The organism is Paenisporosarcina sp. TG-14 (assembly GCF_000297555.1).
Taxonomy (GTDB): Bacteria; Bacillota; Bacilli; order Bacillales_A; family Planococcaceae; genus Paenisporosarcina; species Paenisporosarcina antarctica.
In genome coordinates, this window is record NZ_AMGD01000068.1 from 1 (window position 1) to 18,102 (window position 18,102).

Here is an 18,102-nt window from a genome sequence, read left to right on the forward strand (position 1 = left end):
GAGAGCTGAAGACCCCACAGGAGCGTGTTTTTCGCGACGAGGAGGCTGAAGCCGTGCCCGCGGAAAGCGTCCATCTGGAACGGAAAGCAACGGGATACTTGACTAATCGTAAGAAAAGACTGTCGAGTAAATCAGTTTTACTGACTTTTTGGACAGTCCCGTGACAAATAAATAATCAATTATAGCCTATTAAAATTCTTCACCAACGTCATTTGACAAAGAACAATTAACGAGAGTCACATCATAGAAATTCCGTTTTAGCACGTTAGTCTCCATATACTAAAAACACCATAAACACTGAATACTTGGCAGATCAATTTTATATACTTTCTAGTGTTTTAAAAAAGTAGAAGCCTTACCTTGAGTTTTCGGATAGCTTTGGCTGGCAAATCTGCGTCACCATAACCTCTAGAATAAAATTCACCAATTGGTAATTAACTGTAAATATATATACAACTTGATTAATAGATATGCTATACTGACGCTAGAATTTTTGTCTTAGGGGAGAAAAGTAATGCTTTTGGAGTTACTTATTAATTTTTGTATATTATTTACCTTTGCTGTCCTATCTTATTGGCCCTTCCAAGATGCAGCCGGCTCTACCTATCCTTTTGCAAAAACTCATCCCTATATCATTGGGATTATTGCTGGATTTGCTGGATTTGTTTTAATGCAAACATCGGTTCAATTGTCAGATACGATAAAAGTTGACGCAAGGCATGTAATTATTATATTTGCTGGAATTTTTGGTGGACCGATAGCTCCGATTGTTACAGGGTTTATTATTGGGTTGACTCGTATGTTAATGTATGATGTCTTCACGACCTCAGGATTTTTGGCAGGATTAAACGTGATTATTTTAGGTATTGTCATTGGAGCATTTTCTTTTAAATACCCTATGACCTTTAAAAATGCGCCATATTATTTTTATTATGCAACTGCTCAAACTGTATTACTTATCAGCTATTTATTTTATCAATATAGTGGCACTCTATTGCAAGTTGTTTACTTTATTTTATTCTCAACCTTTTCATTCTTTATGGTGTTATTTATATTAATCGAATTAAGCGAGCATTTTAAGAAAATTCGACATACCGAATTATTGGCAGAAACCGATTATTTGACTGGTGTTTATAATAACCGTAAGTTCGAGCAGCTTACTCGAACGTTCATCACACATTCAACTAAACCCTTCTGCATGATTTCGATTGACATTGACCACTTCAAAAAAGTAAATGATGTGTATGGCCACCCTGTTGGGGATGAAATATTGAAGGAGCTAGGAGAACGGCTAAAAAACCTGGTGTCGCCAAAAGAAGGGCATGTTACTCGCAGTGGTGGAGAACAGTTTGTTTTATTAATTCCTAATTTCCCACCTGCAATGGGGCTTGATTTAGGTGAACAAATTCGCTCAAGTGTGGCGCGTAGTTCTTTTAATGTTTCGAACAACCAAGAAGTATCGATTACCCTATCCGTTGGTGTAAGTTCGTATCCTGATAATGGGTCAACCATCCATGAGTTGTATAGTGCAGCAGATACTGCCCTGTATGAAGCAAAAGCAACTGGTCGTAATCGTGTCTTCCATTACACCAATATAAAAGTGTGATGTCTTCTCTCTCAAGAGAAAGCATCACGCTTTTTTTATTTGATCAACAAGTGAAATGTTTTTTGACATTTTAGGAGCATTACGGACCCCACCTTAACTAGAGAATGAGCACTTACTATTCAATAAAAAAATCTTTCAAAATATAATTACGAAGCTACGTGCCTAGCATGGTCAAAAAGCTAATGCCCTAGTGATTATTACTTATCACTAGTTAATTATGGAAGGTAACGTCGTAAAAATCATGATTCCTGGGTTTATTCCTGTTCACTTTAAGTTTATTCCTGTTCACGCTTGGTTTAATCCCGTTCAAATTGATTTAATCCCGTTCAAACAGGTTTTATTCCCGTTCACCCTATTATTCCCAATAATAAACCTATTTCAAAAGTATAAAGGCTACTGAAACAGGTTTGAATTTTGATTGGAATAGTAAATCTCATTTTTACGCAGTTTTAGATCATAGTGTAATTTATTATTTTCTTTAAGTACCATAACGAACTATATGAACGAAGCTTTCAAGGAGCTACGAAAACAGACTAGCGAAGTGACTAAGTCACTTCGCTAGTCTGTTTTATTTTTAGCGGATATTCGAATATCCAGTGAGACGTCTTACTATTTCCTTATTTAACCCAGCCTAGAAGCATTTCACGAATTAGTTTACTCGCTGTGTTGACTGTTTGTTCAGATGGGTCGTAAACTGGCGCTACTTCAACTAAGTCGAATCCAACTACGTTTACGTCTGAGCCTGCAATCGCGTGGATTGAAGCTAATAATTCACGAGTTGTAATCCCACCGCAGTCTACCGTTCCGGTTCCTGGTGCATGAGCTGGGTCGAGCACATCGATATCAATCGTCACGTAAACAGGACGCCCTGCAAGTGTTGGCAAAATTTCTTTTAGCGGCTCAAGCACTTCAAATTTTGAAAGGTGCATGCCGTTTTCTTTTGCCCACACGAACTCTTCCTTCATACCTGAACGAATGCCAAATGAATACACATTATTGGGTCCGATATGTTCGGCTATTTTTCGAATTGGCGTGGAGTGAGAAAGTGCTTCCCCTTCATACGACTCACGTAAATCAGTATGAGCATCCATGTGAATAATAGCTAAATCCGGATGTTTTTCGGCTACAGCTTTCATCACAGGCCACGATACTAAATGTTCGCCCCCCATACCTACTGGGATTTTTTCATCTTGCAAAAGTTGGCGAACGAAACCTTCGATGTAGTCTATACTTTTCTGCGGATTGCCAAATGGTAACGGAATATCTCCTGCATCAAAGTATTTTACGTCCTCAAGGTCACGATCTAAATATGGACTGTATTCTTCTAAGCCAATAGATGCTTCCCGAATACGTTGAGGTCCAAATCGAGAACCTGGACGATAGCTGACCGTCCAGTCCATCGGCATGCCATAAATAACAGCTTGTGATTCATCGTAATTGGGATGGCTTTTAATAAAGACTTTACCTGAATAAGCATCATCAAATCTCATCTGCTATTCCCCCGTTAAATCTTTCACGAACTTCGGTAACACGAATGCTGCTTTATGCAATTCTTTCGTATAGTACTTCGTGTCGATTTCATGGAAACGTGCATCTTCCACTTCAAGTGGATCGTATTTTTTCGAACCTAATGTGAAGCACCACAGACCACTTGGATAAGTAGGAATGTTCGCCGTATATAAACGAGTGATAGGGAAAATTTCTTTTACATCACTTTGAACTTGCTTGATTAAATCGGGTGTAAACCAAGGGTTGTCCGACTGCGCAACAAAAATCCCATCTTCTTTTAGCGCTTTTGAAATGCCTGCATAGAAACCTTTTGAGAACAAGTTCACTGCTGGTCCTACAGGTTCAGTTGAATCCACCATGATGACATCGTATTCATTTTCAGCTTTAGCAATATGCATAAAACCGTCGCCTACTTGTACATCTACACGTGGGTTTTCTAATTCAGATGCGATTGTTGGTAAATATTTTTTAGAGTACTCAATTACTTTGCCATCAATATCGACAAGTGTTGCTTTCATCACTTGTGGGTGTTTCATGATTTCTCGAATCACTCCACCATCTCCACCGCCTACAACTAATACGTTTTCAGGATTTGGATGTGTGAATAATGGTACGTGTGCAACCATTTCATGATAAACAAATTCGTCTTTTTCAGAAGTCATTACCATACCGTCTAAAAATAACATATTGCCCCATTCAGCAGTTTCCGCCATTTCAAGCAATTGAAAATCCGTTTGCTCCGTATGTAAGGTGCGGTTCACCTTTATCTTAATGCTAAAATTCTCGGTTTGTTTTTCTGTAAACCAAAATCCAGCCATGTTTTTAATCTCCTTTATTTACGAGGTTATTGGATCCGTTCTTGGCATGTAGCCGAAAAACAAATACAGAGAAAGTATAGACGTTTTTAGCGAAAGTGCAACTGTTTTGTCAAGACAGTTGCACTTTTTCTTTCATAAAAGCATTGTTTTTGATTTAAATACTCGTCAATTTGTTGGTTTCTTAAATCGGTGCGTTTAATCCCGTCATGAATTTACCATACTAATGTAAAGTATGGACGAAACGGAGATGTCAAAATGGGACGAGCTGATTACCAACTTCAAAAACGAAAGCGACTAAAACTTCGAATCGCTATCTGGCTTCTCATTGTTTCAATAAGTGCCATGGGTACTATTCTCATTTCATTACGTATTTATGCGCAAATTCTTGGCCCACCTTCTCTCGCGGTGGCTAAAGCCACAGAGTTTTTAGATAGCAACGGTCATTCAATTGGAGACCGTTTTGCTGAACAACGCCGTTATTGGGTGAATTTAGATGAAATGTCTCCTTTTATAAGCAAAGCCATTCTAGCAGTGGAAGATCAACAATTTTACAAACATAACGGATTTGATTACAAACGAATTGCTGCAGCTTTATTAAAAGATGTAAAAGCAATGAAAAAAGTGGAAGGTGCTAGTACTATTACCCAACAGTACGCACGTAATTTATATTTATCTCACGACAAAACATGGACGCGTAAAGCAAAAGAAGCTTTGTATGCTTATCGTATGGAAATCTTTTATGAAAAAGATGAATTGTTGGAAGGTTATTTAAATACCGTGTATTTTGGTCATGGCATGTACGGAATCGAAGCGGCAAGTCGTTACTATTATGGAAAACCGAGTAAAGAGTTAACCCTTGCTGAATCTGCGTTACTAATTTCCATTCCAAAAGGACCAAGTTATTATTCACCTTTGATTAATGAAAACAATGCATACAGAAGACAAAATATCGTTCTCGGATTGATGGAATCTGAAGGCATGGCGACAAGTGAAGCTATCGTTCGTGCACGTGATGAGAATATTGTCTTAAAAAATGAAGAATGGCAAGCAACGAAAAGTGTAGCTCCTTACTTTCTGAATGAAGCTTGGAACGAAGCAGAGCGTATTTTGAAATCAAAAGGTCGTATGATCGCTGAAGGTGGCTGGACCATTGAAACGACATTGAACACTCAACATCAAAAAGTGGCTGAAGAAGTTGTTGCTGATTGGATGCCTAATAACGACCTTGAAGTAGGTTTTATTAGTATGGAACCAAAAACAGGCTACGTGACCGCATTAATTGGTGGTCGTTCCTATTCAGAAAGTCCATTTAATCGTGTCACTCAAGCGAAGCGTCAACCCGGGTCAACTATCAAGCCCTTATTGTATGCAGCAGCTCTTGAAAAAGGTTTCTCACCATTGACGTTCTTAGAAAGTGAGCAAACCATTTTCACATATGACAATGGCCGTTCAGAATACACACCTAATAATTTTAACGGGGAGTTCGCAAATCACCCTATATCATTAGCACAAGCATTGGCGATTTCAGACAATATTTACGCCGTCAAAACACTTGAAAAAATCGGTTATAAACCATTCAGTTCAATTTTAAAGCGATTAGGTGTAGAAGCTTCCGTTCAAGAAACACCATCCATGGCACTTGGGACGTCTGAAGTAACTTTAGAAGACTTGACCAGTGCTTTTAACAAAATTGCAAGTGGTGGATTAGATCGACAACTCCAGACTGTTTTATCCATCAAGGATAGTAATGGGGATGTGGTTTTTGATGTAAGTCCTAATGAACGAGAAGATGATGACCCCGTGATGTCTGCGGATGATGCATTTATTTTAACCCACTTAATGACAGGCATGTTTGATCCTACTTTTAATGATTATGCACCTGCAACCGGATTATCCATTCGTGGAAAACAAACTAGACCGTATGCAGCAAAATCTGGAACCACTATTTCCGACCAAGTGTTGATTGGTTACACGCCAACATTAACAGCTGGCGTGTGGAATGGTTATGACGATGGCCAGCAATTACAATTAGCTGTAGACAAACAAGCGACAAAAAATATTTGGATTGATTTTATGGAAAGAGTTCATCAAGGACAAGCAGCTAAACCATTCTTGCCTACAAAAGGTGTGTATGGAGTAATCGTGGATATAGAAAATGGTGGTTTGGCCGTAGCTGAATGTACGAAACAACGCTTGGTGTACGTAAAAAAATCTGACGTACCAAGACGTTTATGTACTGATCCGAAGTTGCAGAAACAATTAGTGGAAGACGTTGAAGAAAATGAAATGATAGAAATGGAAGGCGATGATCCGTGGTCACTTTTCCCGTTTTCATTCTTTAGAAATTAGTGGTTTCCTTTTATTTTGAGGGTAATACCATATTAGCCTTCCGGTATGCTTTGGAGGGTAAACCTACTACAAAATAACCTGAGGAATAAGACAGACTTCTTATTATATCTAGTGATTTCCGTTTCAGGCGGACGCTTTCCGCGGGCGGTCCGTGAGCCTCCTCGTCGCAAGCTCCTGCGGGGTCTCACCAGACTCGCTTTTCCCGCCGGAGTCGCCGCCTTCCACTTCAATCATTCACCTGTTTATAAATAATCAAGTGATAACAATATATTTTTTAAAATAAAGATAAAAAATCGTCCTTTCTTGTAAAATGAAAGTATCCCAACGCATAATTAAAGGACTATTTTATAATGTGCAATCCAGTACTCAATAAAGATAGATCTCTGAACAAAAAATTCACTTCCACTGAGGGAAACTTGGGTTTCTAAAAAAGGAATTCACGACTTTACATTAATCGAATTAACGAGAGTTACATCGGCTAAATACGCAACTTCGTGTTGCTCCTGCGTTTACTTCAAGAGCTTTTGCAACGCCCTTATGATCCACGTCCTGCGTGTCCAGGCTTAGGTGTGAGCTGGCGCTTGCAGCTAGACAAGAAAAGCGGAATGCGCCACTCTAGCTTATCACCGGCGCTGGAAGAACCGATTCGGAAATTTGTTTCCGAATGAGGGTCTGAAGCTTAGGTGTGAGCTGGCGCTTGCAGCTAGACATAACAACTCCTAGTGCGAAGGTTGCTCGAAAAATCTTATACTTTCATTTCACATAAAAAAGCTTTCTCTTCCACGGAAATATGTCCGTTGGAACAGAAAGCTTTTTTCTTGGTTGGCGCTGACATGAGAAACATGAGGCATTTGGCTTGGGTTTGACACAAATGTCGCATGGCGCTCATGTACAGACGCGTTCCAATTGTCCTAGCTCACCTTTTGTTAGCTATATTTAATAGTTTACTTGCTTTTTTAAACAGATTCAACTGTATATAGTGAACGGAGTAAAATGTCACATTTTGTACACCTGTTTGTAAAATTCAGGCATTTAATACACTATGCAAATTTTCATCACTACGTTCCCACATTTCTGAGTTGTGTGATTGTAAAAAATCGCGCAATATTTCTTTTGACGCATCGTCCATATGATCGACGATAATTTGGCGTTTCATCGATTTGTCCATTCTATTTACATGGTCTGCTAGATTTTTGAAGCCACGGCGTTTTTCACGGTTAATGACCATTTCACACCCTGTAACACCTGCGTAGTATGGACCACTCGCTTTGTAATCAATGGTTACCCATACGAGCCAAAATAATTTTCCGCCTTCAGAGTCTTCACGATTCTTTGTGAATTTGATTCCTCGTTCGGTATCACTTCGTGCATGCATAGCACCTATTTCAATCTTCGCTATTTTTTCCTCGACGTCAATGATGACAGGCGACACATGTTCAAGTGTTAAAGAACCTATTCCGAAACCACCGTGACCATCTGTTGGATCATTTTTTATTATGGTAAATCCAAGTTTTTGTTTTGGTTTTTCTTCATTTGCCATACGTTATCAGCCTCCATTCTGTTATTATAACCAATATACAAATTTTTGTGAAAGAGGAGGAACTCAAATGCCATATGTAACTGTAAAAATGCTCGAAGGTCGTACAGACGATCAAAAACGTGCGCTTGTAGAAAAAGTAACAGCTGCTGTTGTCGAAACAACAAATGCTCCAATTGAAAACGTAGTTGTATTCATTGAAGATATGCCAAAAAACCACTACGCAGTAGCTGGAAAATTATTTAGCGACAACTAAGGTTCAAAGCCGTAATTGCGAAGCTGCATGACCCAACTCGGGTAAAAGATTAAAGCCCTATAAAAGCAGGACGGCTCATTCCTTAGCGAGCCGTCCTGTTTTCAATTTACTCCCGCTGTTTGTAGTTCATCAATAAAAGCAAATGCTTCCTCAACTTCCTTCTCAGAAAATTTCAGTTTACCTTTGACGACATGTAACTTCTCTACTTGTGCCAGTCGCTCTATATGATCAAAGTATAATAACGTGGAAACCATCTCGAGAAAGCGTGAACTTTTGTTATTCAAACGTTGGATGCATTGATCTAGCTTCGTATTCGTATTCTCCATTGTTGATAAAAATTGCCGTCCCTCTTCGGTACATGCATATGTGTACTGCACATAAGACCCCTTATCTTCCATTTTTTCAGATAAAAAAGCCATGTTACACAATTCCTCAACACGTAGAGTTAGCTCTTCTGAATATGGCCCATACATGTGAAATTGGTATTTTTCTTGAAAAGGAAAATTCATTTTCTTTGCAATGTATACCATTTTTTGCAGCTTTTTACGTCCTGTTACTTCACCAGCAAGCGTAATAAACTGCACGATTTTTGCGTGCCCTTCTAACAAATCTTCACACCTCCAAATTCAAGATTCTCCGAGTAATAACTGTAAAATTTGCTTCTTCACCGCTTTTTTCTTCGTATCTTGTCTTAATAAATCTTCTGGGAAATACAATTTATGGTCTGTTCTACGTTTACCTGAAATGGCTTCGACAATGTCAGACGACCTTGAAAGTTCACGTAACTCGTCATTCGGCATTAGTAAATGGATGGGTACACGTTCGCCTTCTTCTCCCGCACGATAAAAATCATAAGGTAAATCTGATGACGAATCGAACACTAAATAATAGGTCGGATTAATTCCAGCTTTTTTAAACAGTTGCTCGAGTTCCGCTAGTTTTCGATAATCCTTCGCTGGGTCAAATTCAATGTACTGAAATAAGCGGCGATTAATAAAACGATCGCATAAATCAGCCAGAATTCCATCTTCTTCGTGCACCCACTCTTGGAAATATGTCATGACAATGCCTTCATCCAATGCGATGTAATCGGCTAGTGAAAATGTCTGATCAAAAAACGGTTTAAAGTGACGCGGTTCATAAGCGAATTTGTAGCCACTTGAACTTAGCTCTTTTGCACGGTGAAGTGCTTTGGTCAAAATCACTTCCGCACTTCGTGATACTGGATGAAAATACACTTGCCAGTACATTTGGTAGCGACTCATGATGTAGTCTTCAACAGCATGCATACCACTTTGTTTAATAACGACTTGATCTTCACGCGGACGCATCACACGCAAAATACGCTCCATATCGAAATGACCGTAACTTACCCCCGTGTAATACGCATCCCGCTGTAAGTAATCCATTCGATCGGCATCGATTTGACTAGAAATTAAGCTAACTGCTAGTTTATTCCCATACGTTTTTGCTATTACATCGGACACATATTGCGGAAATTCGGGTGAAATACGTAGTAAAATTGCGTTTACTTCTGTATCTCCTAGCAAAATGTCTTGGGTTAATTTCTCATGGTCAAGATCAAAAACGTTTTCAAAAGCATGGGAAAATGGTCCGTGACCAAGATCATGAAGGAGAGCTGCACAAAGAACGACCAGTCTTTCAGATTCATCCCATTCCGGGCGTCCATTGAAAATATCATCAATTATGCGCCTTACGATTTCGTAAACGCCTAGCGAGTGGCTGAAGCGGCTGTGTTCGGCACCGTGGAAAACGAGATAAGTCGTACCGAGTTGTTTAATTCTACGTAATCGCTGAAATTCACGTGCTCCGATTAAATCCCAAATGACTTGATCCCGAACATGTATGTAACGGTGTACTGGATCCTTGAAGACTTTTTCTTCAGCCAACTTTTGTGTTGCATAAGTCATATTAACACCTCATTTCATTAGAGCGGAGAACACTACTCAAACCATAAAAATATATAAGTCCTTCAAAATTTTTAAATTCATTTAAAGAAAAAACCCCCCTTTAGGAAAGGCGGCGAAAGTATGAATATCTATATTGAAGCGGTCTTTTCTGAGAGATTATCCTTTTAGCTTAGCCCGTACTTTATTCATTAATTCGTCTTCAGTAAGCGCAGCAACGGGTCGGTTGTTTACAAACACGAATGTTTTTTTACGCCCTGGTCCGCAGTATGAATGACACGCAATATCAATCGATGCGTTCGGATCGATTTCTTTTAACTTAGGAATTAATGTTTTTAAATTTACGGCCTGACAATCATCACAAACTCTAAATGCGTTTGCCATTTGTCTACAACCCTTTCTATTTTCAATCATATTCTATAGATTATTGTACCGTATATTTCCTCTTTGATTCAAGCACATCATATTTTTCAGTGAATAAAACCTGTGAATCTTGTACAAACTTAAAGTAGAACACCAAAACTATTAACAAATCAGGAGGGAAATTTATGGTTAAAATAAGACAAGATGCATGGTTAGATGAAAATGATGAATTGCTAGCACAAACCGTGCTACGACACGTTCGCGAAGGCAGTACACAGCTAAATGCATTCGAAGAAGCGGGAGACTCTTTAAGTAGAACTGCAGCAGCTTGCGGATTTCGTTGGAACGCGGTTGTAAGAAGAGAATACGAGAAAGATTTAAGAGAAGCAAAGAAAGATCGCAAACAAAAATTGCGTGTGCTTGGTAAAGAATATCGTCGCAGAGGACAATCTCTGTTTCTCGTAGGCAGTGAAGAACAACCACAAGAACGGGTCCAAATACCTCTTTCTTCTCTATCACTTGATGTGGTCATAGCCTACTTATTACGTATGCAACAAAATGGTGGAGGCGAAGGAGAATCACATCGCTGGCGCGCATTACTAACTCATTCTCAAGAAAAAATTAAGCAACTTGAACGCGATTTGGCAAGACTAGAAATTGAAAACACAACGATTCGAGAAGATTATGAGCAGTTCGTTCATATCATGAATCGGGCTCGTCGTTTAGTGACGTTAAATGATGACGCTGAAAATATTTCACCTGTATTCCAAATGGAGAAAAACGGAAATTTAGTTGTAAAAGAACCACCAATCAATTAAGAAGCCGTTGAAAAAGTTAATTTATAATTTCTTAGCTTATGGACTAGTATAAGTGATTTCCGTTGCAAAGCACTTTCATGTTTCGAAGCTAGCGCAGCGATGCAGAAACAGATACAGATACAGGAGCAAATGTTATTCCCGCCTTCCACTTCAATCACTTGTAAATGTTGTTTCTTTCATCTAAAAAAGGTGGGGTTCCTTTATCTGTTCAAAATCTAACAGAATGTGCTGACTAATGAATTACAACACTTTTTCTTTGAGAAAAGATCGTCAAATTGATGGTCTTTTTTGTTTGGCAGAAGGGCAGCACCACTAGAAGTGTCCACGATAAATGTCTGACTGGAACGCTAGTGGAAGGAATTTCAGAAGTGGATACGTGAGATGATACTTCACCCTGTTTTTGTTCTCACATTAAAATAATTCCTTCCCTACGACCCCAAACTTAATTTCTTCATGGCGATTTTCTGGTGTGCATTTTGATAGTAATTCTTCTAATGTTGGTTTTCTCTTCTTCGGAACTAATGTGAAACCTTGAAGTCCAACAGTCATGTCCATTTCACAACCTTGTTGGATATCAAATTGTTCAGCAACACCGGCAGGAATACGAATCGCTAAACTATTACCCCATTTTTGAACGGTCGTCGTCACAGAGCGTACTTCCCGTTCTCTTTGATTCTTTTTCATTGAATCACCTCTCCGTTCACGAAGTTCCGTAAGCTTCGTCTTCAAGATGTTAACTTACTAGATATGCTCTGGTGGTTTTCTTATAGGTTAGTTTATTCGAATTTATTAAGCATTTTTTTGTTGCGATCGACAACGCGGGTTAAATAATACATATATAAATCCGTTTCTTCTGGTTGTAGCGACTGCATATGTACATTTTGCATCATATGATTCATTAAGCGTTGAGCATGAATAACGGTGTCATACACCGTTATTGTTTGTCCCAATATTTCACTCACAGAAGCCATCACTTCCGGCACAATGACTGGGTAACCAAATTTCGTTTGTTGCCCTTGCAACCCTGCTTCATAAAAATCACGAATATAAGCTGCGCGCTCGGCCCCACTACCTTCTATACATAAGTATACTTGTATCGCAATTCCATGACGCAATCGTCTCTGTGAGATACCTGCAAATTTCTTCCCGTCTACGCTCAAGTCATAAGAGCCCGGACAGTAGGATCCAATAATTTCATATGCTTCTATTCTACCTTCCAATTGCGGAAATAAGTGTCGTACAAAATCCACCATGATATCGTATCCTTCACTAATATCAATCGCATTATTTTGTTCTGATACAACAAGAGAGATATTCAAGACTCCACTGTCTAAAACGACCGCAAGTCCACCCGAGTTTCGAACAATGGATTGAAATCCGTGTGATTTTAATACATCACGACCTGCTTCGATATGAGGGAGTCGATGATCTTGAATGCCTAGGACCACAGTTTTTTCGTGAACCCATGTACGAATAGTCGGAAGTGAACCTTCTTTTCCCACCAGTTCACAAAGCATGTCGTCCGCTGCGAATGATTCGAGTGCGGATTTTGTTCTACCACTCATAGATTGATCCCAAAATCGCCATTCTTTATTTACAAATATATCTTTTATACTAGACATATTTCTTCTCACGCGATAACGCTTTGTGCAGCAGTAATTAATACTAGTTTATACACATCGTCTGCTGAACAGCCACGGGATAAGTCATTAACTGGCATGTTTAATCCTTGTAAAATAGGACCAATTGCTTCAAATCCACCAAGTCTCTCCGCTAATTTATAGCCAATATTCCCTGCTTCAAGCGAAGGAAAAACAAACACATTTGCATCACCTTGTATGACTGAACCTGGCGCCTTTTTCTTGGCAACAGCAGGTACGAATGCAGCATCAAATTGAAATTCTCCATCAATAGTAACTTGAGGCGCTTTTAATTGTGCCAGCTTCATCGCAGTTTCTATTTTTCTTGTTTCGGGTGACGCCGCTGAACCTTTTGTAGAAAAAGATAGCATAGCTACTTTTGGTTCGATGCCGAATGCTTTCGCTGTTTTCGCACTTTCCACAGCTATTTCAGCCAAGTCCTCACTCGTCGGTGCAATATTAATGGCACAATCAGCAAAGACATACCTTTCTTCCCCACGTACCATAATAAAAGCACCACTGGTTTTCGAAACCCCTGGTTTAGTTTTAATGATCCGCAAAGCTGGTCGCACGGTTTCAGCGGTTGTATGAGCTGCACCACTTACTAGCCCTTGTACATACCCCATATAGACAAGCATGGTTCCAAATGTGTTGAGGTCTTTTAGTTGAATGCGTGCTTGTGCTGGTGTTGCTTTGCCATTGCGTCGTTCTACGAATTGTTCAATCATTTCATCTAACTTTTCAAATTGCACAGGATCTACCACTTCTATTCCAGTTAGTTCTACCTCCGCTTGCTTTGCTACTGCGTTCACAAGGTCACGAGATCCTATTAAAATAGGTGTAACAATCCCTTCTCTTTGCAATTTAACCGCAGCTTGAAGCACACGTTCGTCGGTTCCTTCAGGTAATACGATTTTTATATGTTTACCAGTAATAGTTTGTTTGATGTTGTCAAAAAAGTTAGTCAATTTCTTCTTTCCTCCCCTGATAAATAAGCACTTTAATTTAGTATCAGTCTCGACACAGATTTTTAGCCTTCTAACCTCATGCGAAAGCAGACTTTCGATTCGGTCCTTCCAGCGTCGGCCTAAAGTTGCGCGTTCACTTTTAATTTAATCATACACGATTTCGACTTAGTTCGACAGGTCAGAATGGTGACATTGTGGGTTTCTTTAAGGGTTTGTGCTACACTAATTTTGACTATTTATTAATCATGAAGGAGTGTCCTATACATGAATACAGCAGCAGAAACTTTAGATGGCTGGTACGCTTTACACGAATTCCGCTCGATGGACTGGGCATCTTGGAAACAACTATCAAGTGAAGATCGAACAGTCGCAGTAAATGAATTTTTAGGATTTTTAGAAGAATTAAACGTTGCACATGAAGCAAAAACAGGAAGCCATGCTTTCTACACAATCGTTGGTCAAAAAGCAGATTTCATGCTGATGACACTGCGTGAAACAATGGATGAATTGCAACAACTCGAAGCGAAGTTCAATAAATTAACGATTGCTGAATACACCATTCCAACGTATTCGTATGTTTCCGTAGTTGAGCTTTCAAACTACTTAGCTGGCGAATCAAATGAAGATCCTTATCAAAATCCACATGTTCGCAGTCGCTTATACCCTGAACTTCCACGTTCACAGTATGTTTGTTTCTACCCAATGGACAAGCGTCGTGACGGCAATGACAACTGGTATATGTTATCAATGGAAGACCGTAAATCGATGATGCGCAGTCATGGCATGATTGGGCGTGGGTATGCAGGGAAAGTTAAACAAATTATCAGTGGTTCAATTGGATTTGACGATTACGAATGGGGCGTTACCTTATTCGCTGATGATGTACTTCAATTCAAAAAATTAATTTATGAAATGCGTTTTGATGAAGTGAGTGCTCGTTTTGCAGAGTTCGGTTCATTCTTCGTAGGTACTCTATCAGATGCTGAGAAAACAACTGAATTTTTAAAGATATAAGTTACGAGGCTACGCATTAAATGCGTAGCCTTTTTTTTATGGTAAAACGCACTCGATGATGGGTAATCCCTCACGTAATGATTTAACAGGTCTATTTGTGTTGGACTTGTCATATATTTTTTTTGAGGAGGTTGTTGTGGCAGTTATCCGCGCAACTGAAAAAGATGTGGAAACGTTGGCGCGTTTAATGAGAGCAGAAGCTGAAGGTGAAGGAAAACTCGGTATGCTGTTGGCTGGGAATGTCGGAGTCAATCGAGTTCGCTACGATTGTCTTGATTTTATAAATATTCGCACTGTTCAGCAAATGGTGTTCCAGAGTCCTGGTGGTTTTGAAGCTACCACAAAACCATATTTTTATCAGCGTGCTCGCCCACAAGATATAGCACTTGCTCGACGTTTTATAGCGGGCGAGCGATTTCATCCAGCCGAGTATTCTCTATGGTTTTTCGAACCAACAGGAGCATGCCCAGCCCAGTGGTTTAATCAATGGAATACTGGACGTTTCAAAGCACATTGTTTTTTCACTCCATCTACAACAGATTGTCCCCGACTTTAAATTTGAAAGGATGATAAATTGGTACAATATTATTGGAATCCAGCTTACCAACAACAACAAATGACACCACCGGGAATCCCAGCTAGTACTCGACCTCAGCAACCACCAACACAAGAAGAATCGTATATTGAAAATATTTTACGACTCAATAAAGGAAAAGTTGCAACACTATACTTAACGTTTGCAAATAACCGGGAATGGAATGCAAAAGTTGTTACAGGAGTTATTGAAGCAGCAGGACGTGATCATGTCATTGTAAGCGATCCGAAAACTGGTAAACGCTACTTACTTCTAATGATTTACTTAGATTATGTAACGTTTGATGAGGAAATTCTATACTTTTAGATAGTCGATTATTTTCCCAGTTATCCAATTTAACTCAACAACAAATGCCCTTCCAATGTATATTGTGGAAGGGCATTTATCTGCATATCATTAAATTAAAGTTACTGCTAATTGTGAGAGAAGCCATTTTGGCACGACAAATCTTACAGTAACTAGAGGATCGACAACTTGGCAAATTTCTAATTGACCTACTGCACTCATGAGCATCGTCATCTCACTAACAGTCATGTGAGTTTGTTCAACAAGTCGATGAATCATTAGCTGTGTAGCTATTTTTGACGCTTCATCCAATGTCAAAGCGGACGCAATTTGAGTAAAGCTGTGGTCGTTTTCGAGCATGGGTTGATCTACAGTAACACCCTTTATCACTTCAAGTGTGACTGTTGCCGCTCCCGCTACTTCAACACCAGAAACACTTACTTCGCCGTCCCCCATCGCTGCATGGAAATCTCCTAGCCCAAACAAAGCACCTTCAACAGCTACTGGAAAATACATGGTTGCTCCTTGTGTCACCATTTTATTATCCATATTGCCACCGTGCGCTCCAGGTGTTCCACAGTTAATGCCTTTACCACTAGGTGCGACTCCAATAACTCCAATCATTTTATTGAGGGGTAATTGTAAATCATTAAATACAATTTTATCGTTTTCAATTGGTAAAATTTTTGCGGTCATTTGTTTTATAAATTTACCCATAACACCTAAATCTGGACCGACTAGCATGACACCTTGCGACTCGATTTCAATGGTTTGAATCGATACTTTCAAAACGTCACCTGGACATGCTCCTTCTACATAAATCGGTCCCGTTGCAGGATTGATTTGATTCCAATCTAGATCAACAAGCTCCATACCTTCAGAGACAATTTGATTTTTAAAGCAATCGTATGTTTCAATACGTACCGTGCTTCCAGATTTTACAGTAGCAATCGGCTGATTCATCTCGTTAAATTCATAAATAATTCCAGACTCACGCGGAATATTCTCCACCATTATCCCCCCAATAAATTCACTTTCTATCATCACTTATGTTTTTCCCTGCTTGTGTCATTAATGTGCCTTTAAACTTACTGTCTCATTTATTGCGGATTCACATCATATTTTAGTGTTTCTAAATTGATTGTAGCAAAATAAACTGCATCTGGATTAGAAAAACCTTTGAATTGAATGATTAACTCTTTACCTTCTAACGAAACCAATTGTACACCAATAAAATCGCTCATATCATAGGAATTCAGAAAATATGCAATTCCTTTTTCAAGTCTTCTACTGAGTTTATCGTCATACAAAGTTAGTTGTTTAATCGTTCCTTGCATTGGATAAGACTCCATAATTGCCCCAGTATCTTCATACCAAATTAAACTACCAGTTTTAATATTTGTTGGTTTTATGCGTTCACCTTGATTCGTTTGCAGTTTGACATTTTCTATGTAAGTAAAGGAAGTATAGTTAACAAAAATACCCTCTTCAGTGGTACTTTCTACAATATAGGCATGATCCTTCAGTTCTTCAAACGTAGGCTCTTTCATCTCACTATTACCACAAGCACTTAGCAGCAAGAGTAGCCCAATTAGTAGACTGACCTTTTTCACAGTAACTCCCCCCTATCCTCTAATTATTTAGACGAATTATTAGGTAGATAGTTTCATATTTCTGGATCATTTCAATAATTATCCTACTGCAACATAACCTCAAGAAAGAAAAGGATTGCCATTTGGTACCTAACATTATAACCGGTTAATAATTCCCAAAAAATCACTATTACAACGTGGATCGCAATTTTTACAACGTCATCTCCCAGAATTACAACGTGACAGCCAATAATTACAACTGAGCTGTCTATCGCTATTTTTAGGCATTTTCCACTCTGTTTTGCAGAGAGGGATTAATTACTCTGTGAGAGTGTCAGTTGATCGCGTAACCCAAGCCAAATAGTAACTTATTTAATATAAGTTTTAGTTAAAAATACCGCTAAGTGTTAACATTATTACCGGCTAATGATTGCCATAAATTTACTATTACAACGTGGATCGCAATTTTTACAACGTGGAGGTCTATTTTTACAACGTCACCTCCCAGAATTACAACGTGACAGCTAATAATTACAACTGAGATCTATCGTTCGACAAAGTTTATCGCTCAAACACGTCTCAAACCCTAGTTAACTTGATGAAACAACTACTGATACATGTAAACTTTTTATTAAGACACCTTCAACAACAGAAAAAAGCCAAGAAGCGACAGCGAAGTGGCTCCTATATAGACATTTCCACTATGTTTTTCAGAAGGAGATTAGATGATTTTGTTTTCACTGCGCTCCTGAAAACCCTGCTATCCAGGTCTATAATAACGGGATTACAGATACTTTAAAACAAGCAGAAATCGACCGAAATTG

General features: G+C 39.0%; 18 protein-coding genes. 7 read left to right on the forward strand and 11 right to left on the reverse strand.

The genetic code is table 11. The annotated features are described in order from the left end of the window. Positions 1 to 514: 514 nt before the first annotated feature. Positions 515 to 1,606: a diguanylate cyclase gene (locus tag C406_RS0116425; RefSeq protein WP_017381747.1), complete on the forward strand. Its 1,092-nt coding sequence runs from the start codon at positions 515 to 517 to the stop codon at positions 1,604 to 1,606. 617 nt (positions 1,607 to 2,223) lie between these two features. Here the strand turns inward: C406_RS0116425 and speB are convergent. Together speB and speE are read right to left on the reverse strand one after the other, a co-directional pair. Then, positions 2,224 to 3,096, reverse strand: a complete 873-nt coding sequence (gene speB / locus C406_RS0116430; RefSeq protein WP_017381748.1) for an agmatinase — start codon at positions 3,094 to 3,096, stop codon at positions 2,224 to 2,226. Positions 3,097 to 3,099: 3 nt separating this feature from the next. Next, entirely contained in the window at positions 3,100 to 3,933 is an 834-nt protein-coding gene (gene speE / locus C406_RS0116435) for a spermidine synthase (RefSeq protein ID WP_017381749.1), read from the reverse strand. 255 nt (positions 3,934 to 4,188) lie between these two features. On the opposite strand from speE, the gene C406_RS0116440 reads away from it, so the two are divergent. Beyond that, the gene (locus C406_RS0116440; protein WP_017381750.1) at positions 4,189 to 6,282 is read left to right on the forward strand and encodes a transglycosylase domain-containing protein; all 2,094 of its coding nucleotides are present in this window, start codon (positions 4,189 to 4,191) and stop codon (positions 6,280 to 6,282) included. 1,024 nt (positions 6,283 to 7,306) lie between these two features. Here the strand turns inward: C406_RS0116440 and C406_RS0116445 are convergent. Then, positions 7,307 to 7,822 carry a YwhD family protein gene (locus tag C406_RS0116445; protein ID WP_017381751.1) on the reverse strand — a complete coding sequence of 172 codons (516 nt, stop codon included), beginning with the start codon at positions 7,820 to 7,822 and terminating at the stop codon, positions 7,307 to 7,309. 67 nt (positions 7,823 to 7,889) lie between these two features. Here C406_RS0116445 and C406_RS21350 point away from each other — a divergent pair, with 67 nt between their 5' ends. Then, positions 7,890 to 8,075: a 2-hydroxymuconate tautomerase gene (locus C406_RS21350; RefSeq protein WP_017381752.1), complete on the forward strand. Its 186-nt coding sequence runs from the start codon at positions 7,890 to 7,892 to the stop codon at positions 8,073 to 8,075. 101 nt (positions 8,076 to 8,176) lie between these two features. On the opposite strand, the gene C406_RS0116455 is transcribed toward C406_RS21350, so the two are convergent. The 3 genes from C406_RS0116455 to C406_RS0116465 all read right to left on the reverse strand — a co-directional run bounded on the left by C406_RS0116455 (position 8,177) and on the right by C406_RS0116465 (position 10,387). Then, positions 8,177 to 8,683 carry a YwgA family protein gene (locus C406_RS0116455; RefSeq protein ID WP_017381753.1) on the reverse strand — a complete coding sequence of 169 codons (507 nt, stop codon included), beginning with the start codon at positions 8,681 to 8,683 and terminating at the stop codon, positions 8,177 to 8,179. A gap of 18 nt (positions 8,684 to 8,701) precedes the next feature. Continuing rightward, positions 8,702 to 10,006: an HD domain-containing protein gene (locus C406_RS0116460; RefSeq protein ID WP_017381754.1), complete on the reverse strand. Its 1,305-nt coding sequence runs from the start codon at positions 10,004 to 10,006 to the stop codon at positions 8,702 to 8,704. 156 nt (positions 10,007 to 10,162) lie between these two features. Further along, on the reverse strand, positions 10,163 to 10,387 hold the full coding sequence (locus C406_RS0116465) for a DUF1450 domain-containing protein (protein WP_026045732.1): 225 nt from the start codon (positions 10,385 to 10,387) through the stop codon (positions 10,163 to 10,165). A gap of 164 nt (positions 10,388 to 10,551) precedes the next feature. On the opposite strand from C406_RS0116465, the gene C406_RS0116470 reads away from it, so the two are divergent. Further along, positions 10,552 to 11,184 carry an RsfA family transcriptional regulator gene (locus C406_RS0116470; RefSeq protein ID WP_017381756.1) on the forward strand — a complete coding sequence of 211 codons (633 nt, stop codon included), beginning with the start codon at positions 10,552 to 10,554 and terminating at the stop codon, positions 11,182 to 11,184. A gap of 411 nt (positions 11,185 to 11,595) precedes the next feature. Here C406_RS0116470 and C406_RS0116475 read toward each other — a convergent pair whose 3' ends face one another. The 3 genes from C406_RS0116475 to pta form a co-directional block, all read right to left on the reverse strand. Beyond that, the gene (locus tag C406_RS0116475) at positions 11,596 to 11,868 is read right to left on the reverse strand and encodes an AbrB/MazE/SpoVT family DNA-binding domain-containing protein (RefSeq protein WP_017381757.1); all 273 of its coding nucleotides are present in this window, start codon (positions 11,866 to 11,868) and stop codon (positions 11,596 to 11,598) included. A 92-nt stretch (positions 11,869 to 11,960) separates the two neighbouring features. After that, positions 11,961 to 12,806 (reverse strand): lipoate--protein ligase family protein, encoded by an 846-nt coding sequence (locus C406_RS0116480; RefSeq protein ID WP_017381758.1) that lies wholly within the window; start codon positions 12,804 to 12,806, stop codon positions 11,961 to 11,963. Positions 12,807 to 12,814: 8 nt separating this feature from the next. Beyond that, a complete protein-coding gene (gene pta / locus C406_RS0116485) occupies positions 12,815 to 13,792 on the reverse strand; it encodes a phosphate acetyltransferase (RefSeq protein ID WP_017381759.1) in 978 nt (325 codons plus the stop codon). 264 nt (positions 13,793 to 14,056) lie between these two features. Here pta and hemQ point away from each other — a divergent pair, with 264 nt between their 5' ends. The 3 genes from hemQ (at position 14,057) to gerQ (ending at position 15,707) form a co-directional block, all read left to right on the forward strand. Beyond that, positions 14,057 to 14,806 carry a hydrogen peroxide-dependent heme synthase gene (hemQ, locus tag C406_RS0116490; RefSeq protein WP_017381760.1) on the forward strand — a complete coding sequence of 250 codons (750 nt, stop codon included), beginning with the start codon at positions 14,057 to 14,059 and terminating at the stop codon, positions 14,804 to 14,806. Between the two features lie 136 nt (positions 14,807 to 14,942). Continuing rightward, a complete protein-coding gene (locus C406_RS0116495; protein ID WP_017381761.1) occupies positions 14,943 to 15,362 on the forward strand; it encodes a cell wall hydrolase in 420 nt (139 codons plus the stop codon). A gap of 60 nt (positions 15,363 to 15,422) precedes the next feature. Beyond that, the gene (gene gerQ, locus C406_RS0116500) at positions 15,423 to 15,707 is read left to right on the forward strand and encodes a spore coat protein GerQ (protein WP_081503779.1); all 285 of its coding nucleotides are present in this window, start codon (positions 15,423 to 15,425) and stop codon (positions 15,705 to 15,707) included. 90 nt (positions 15,708 to 15,797) lie between these two features. Here the strand turns inward: gerQ and C406_RS0116505 are convergent, their stop codons facing one another. Together C406_RS0116505 and C406_RS0116510 are read right to left on the reverse strand one after the other, a co-directional pair. Then, the gene (locus C406_RS0116505; RefSeq protein WP_036654941.1) at positions 15,798 to 16,700 is read right to left on the reverse strand and encodes an acetamidase/formamidase family protein; all 903 of its coding nucleotides are present in this window, start codon (positions 16,698 to 16,700) and stop codon (positions 15,798 to 15,800) included. Positions 16,701 to 16,786: 86 nt separating this feature from the next. Next, positions 16,787 to 17,299 carry a hypothetical protein gene (locus C406_RS0116510; protein WP_017381764.1) on the reverse strand — a complete coding sequence of 171 codons (513 nt, stop codon included), beginning with the start codon at positions 17,297 to 17,299 and terminating at the stop codon, positions 16,787 to 16,789. Positions 17,300 to 18,102: the final 803 nt, after the last annotated feature.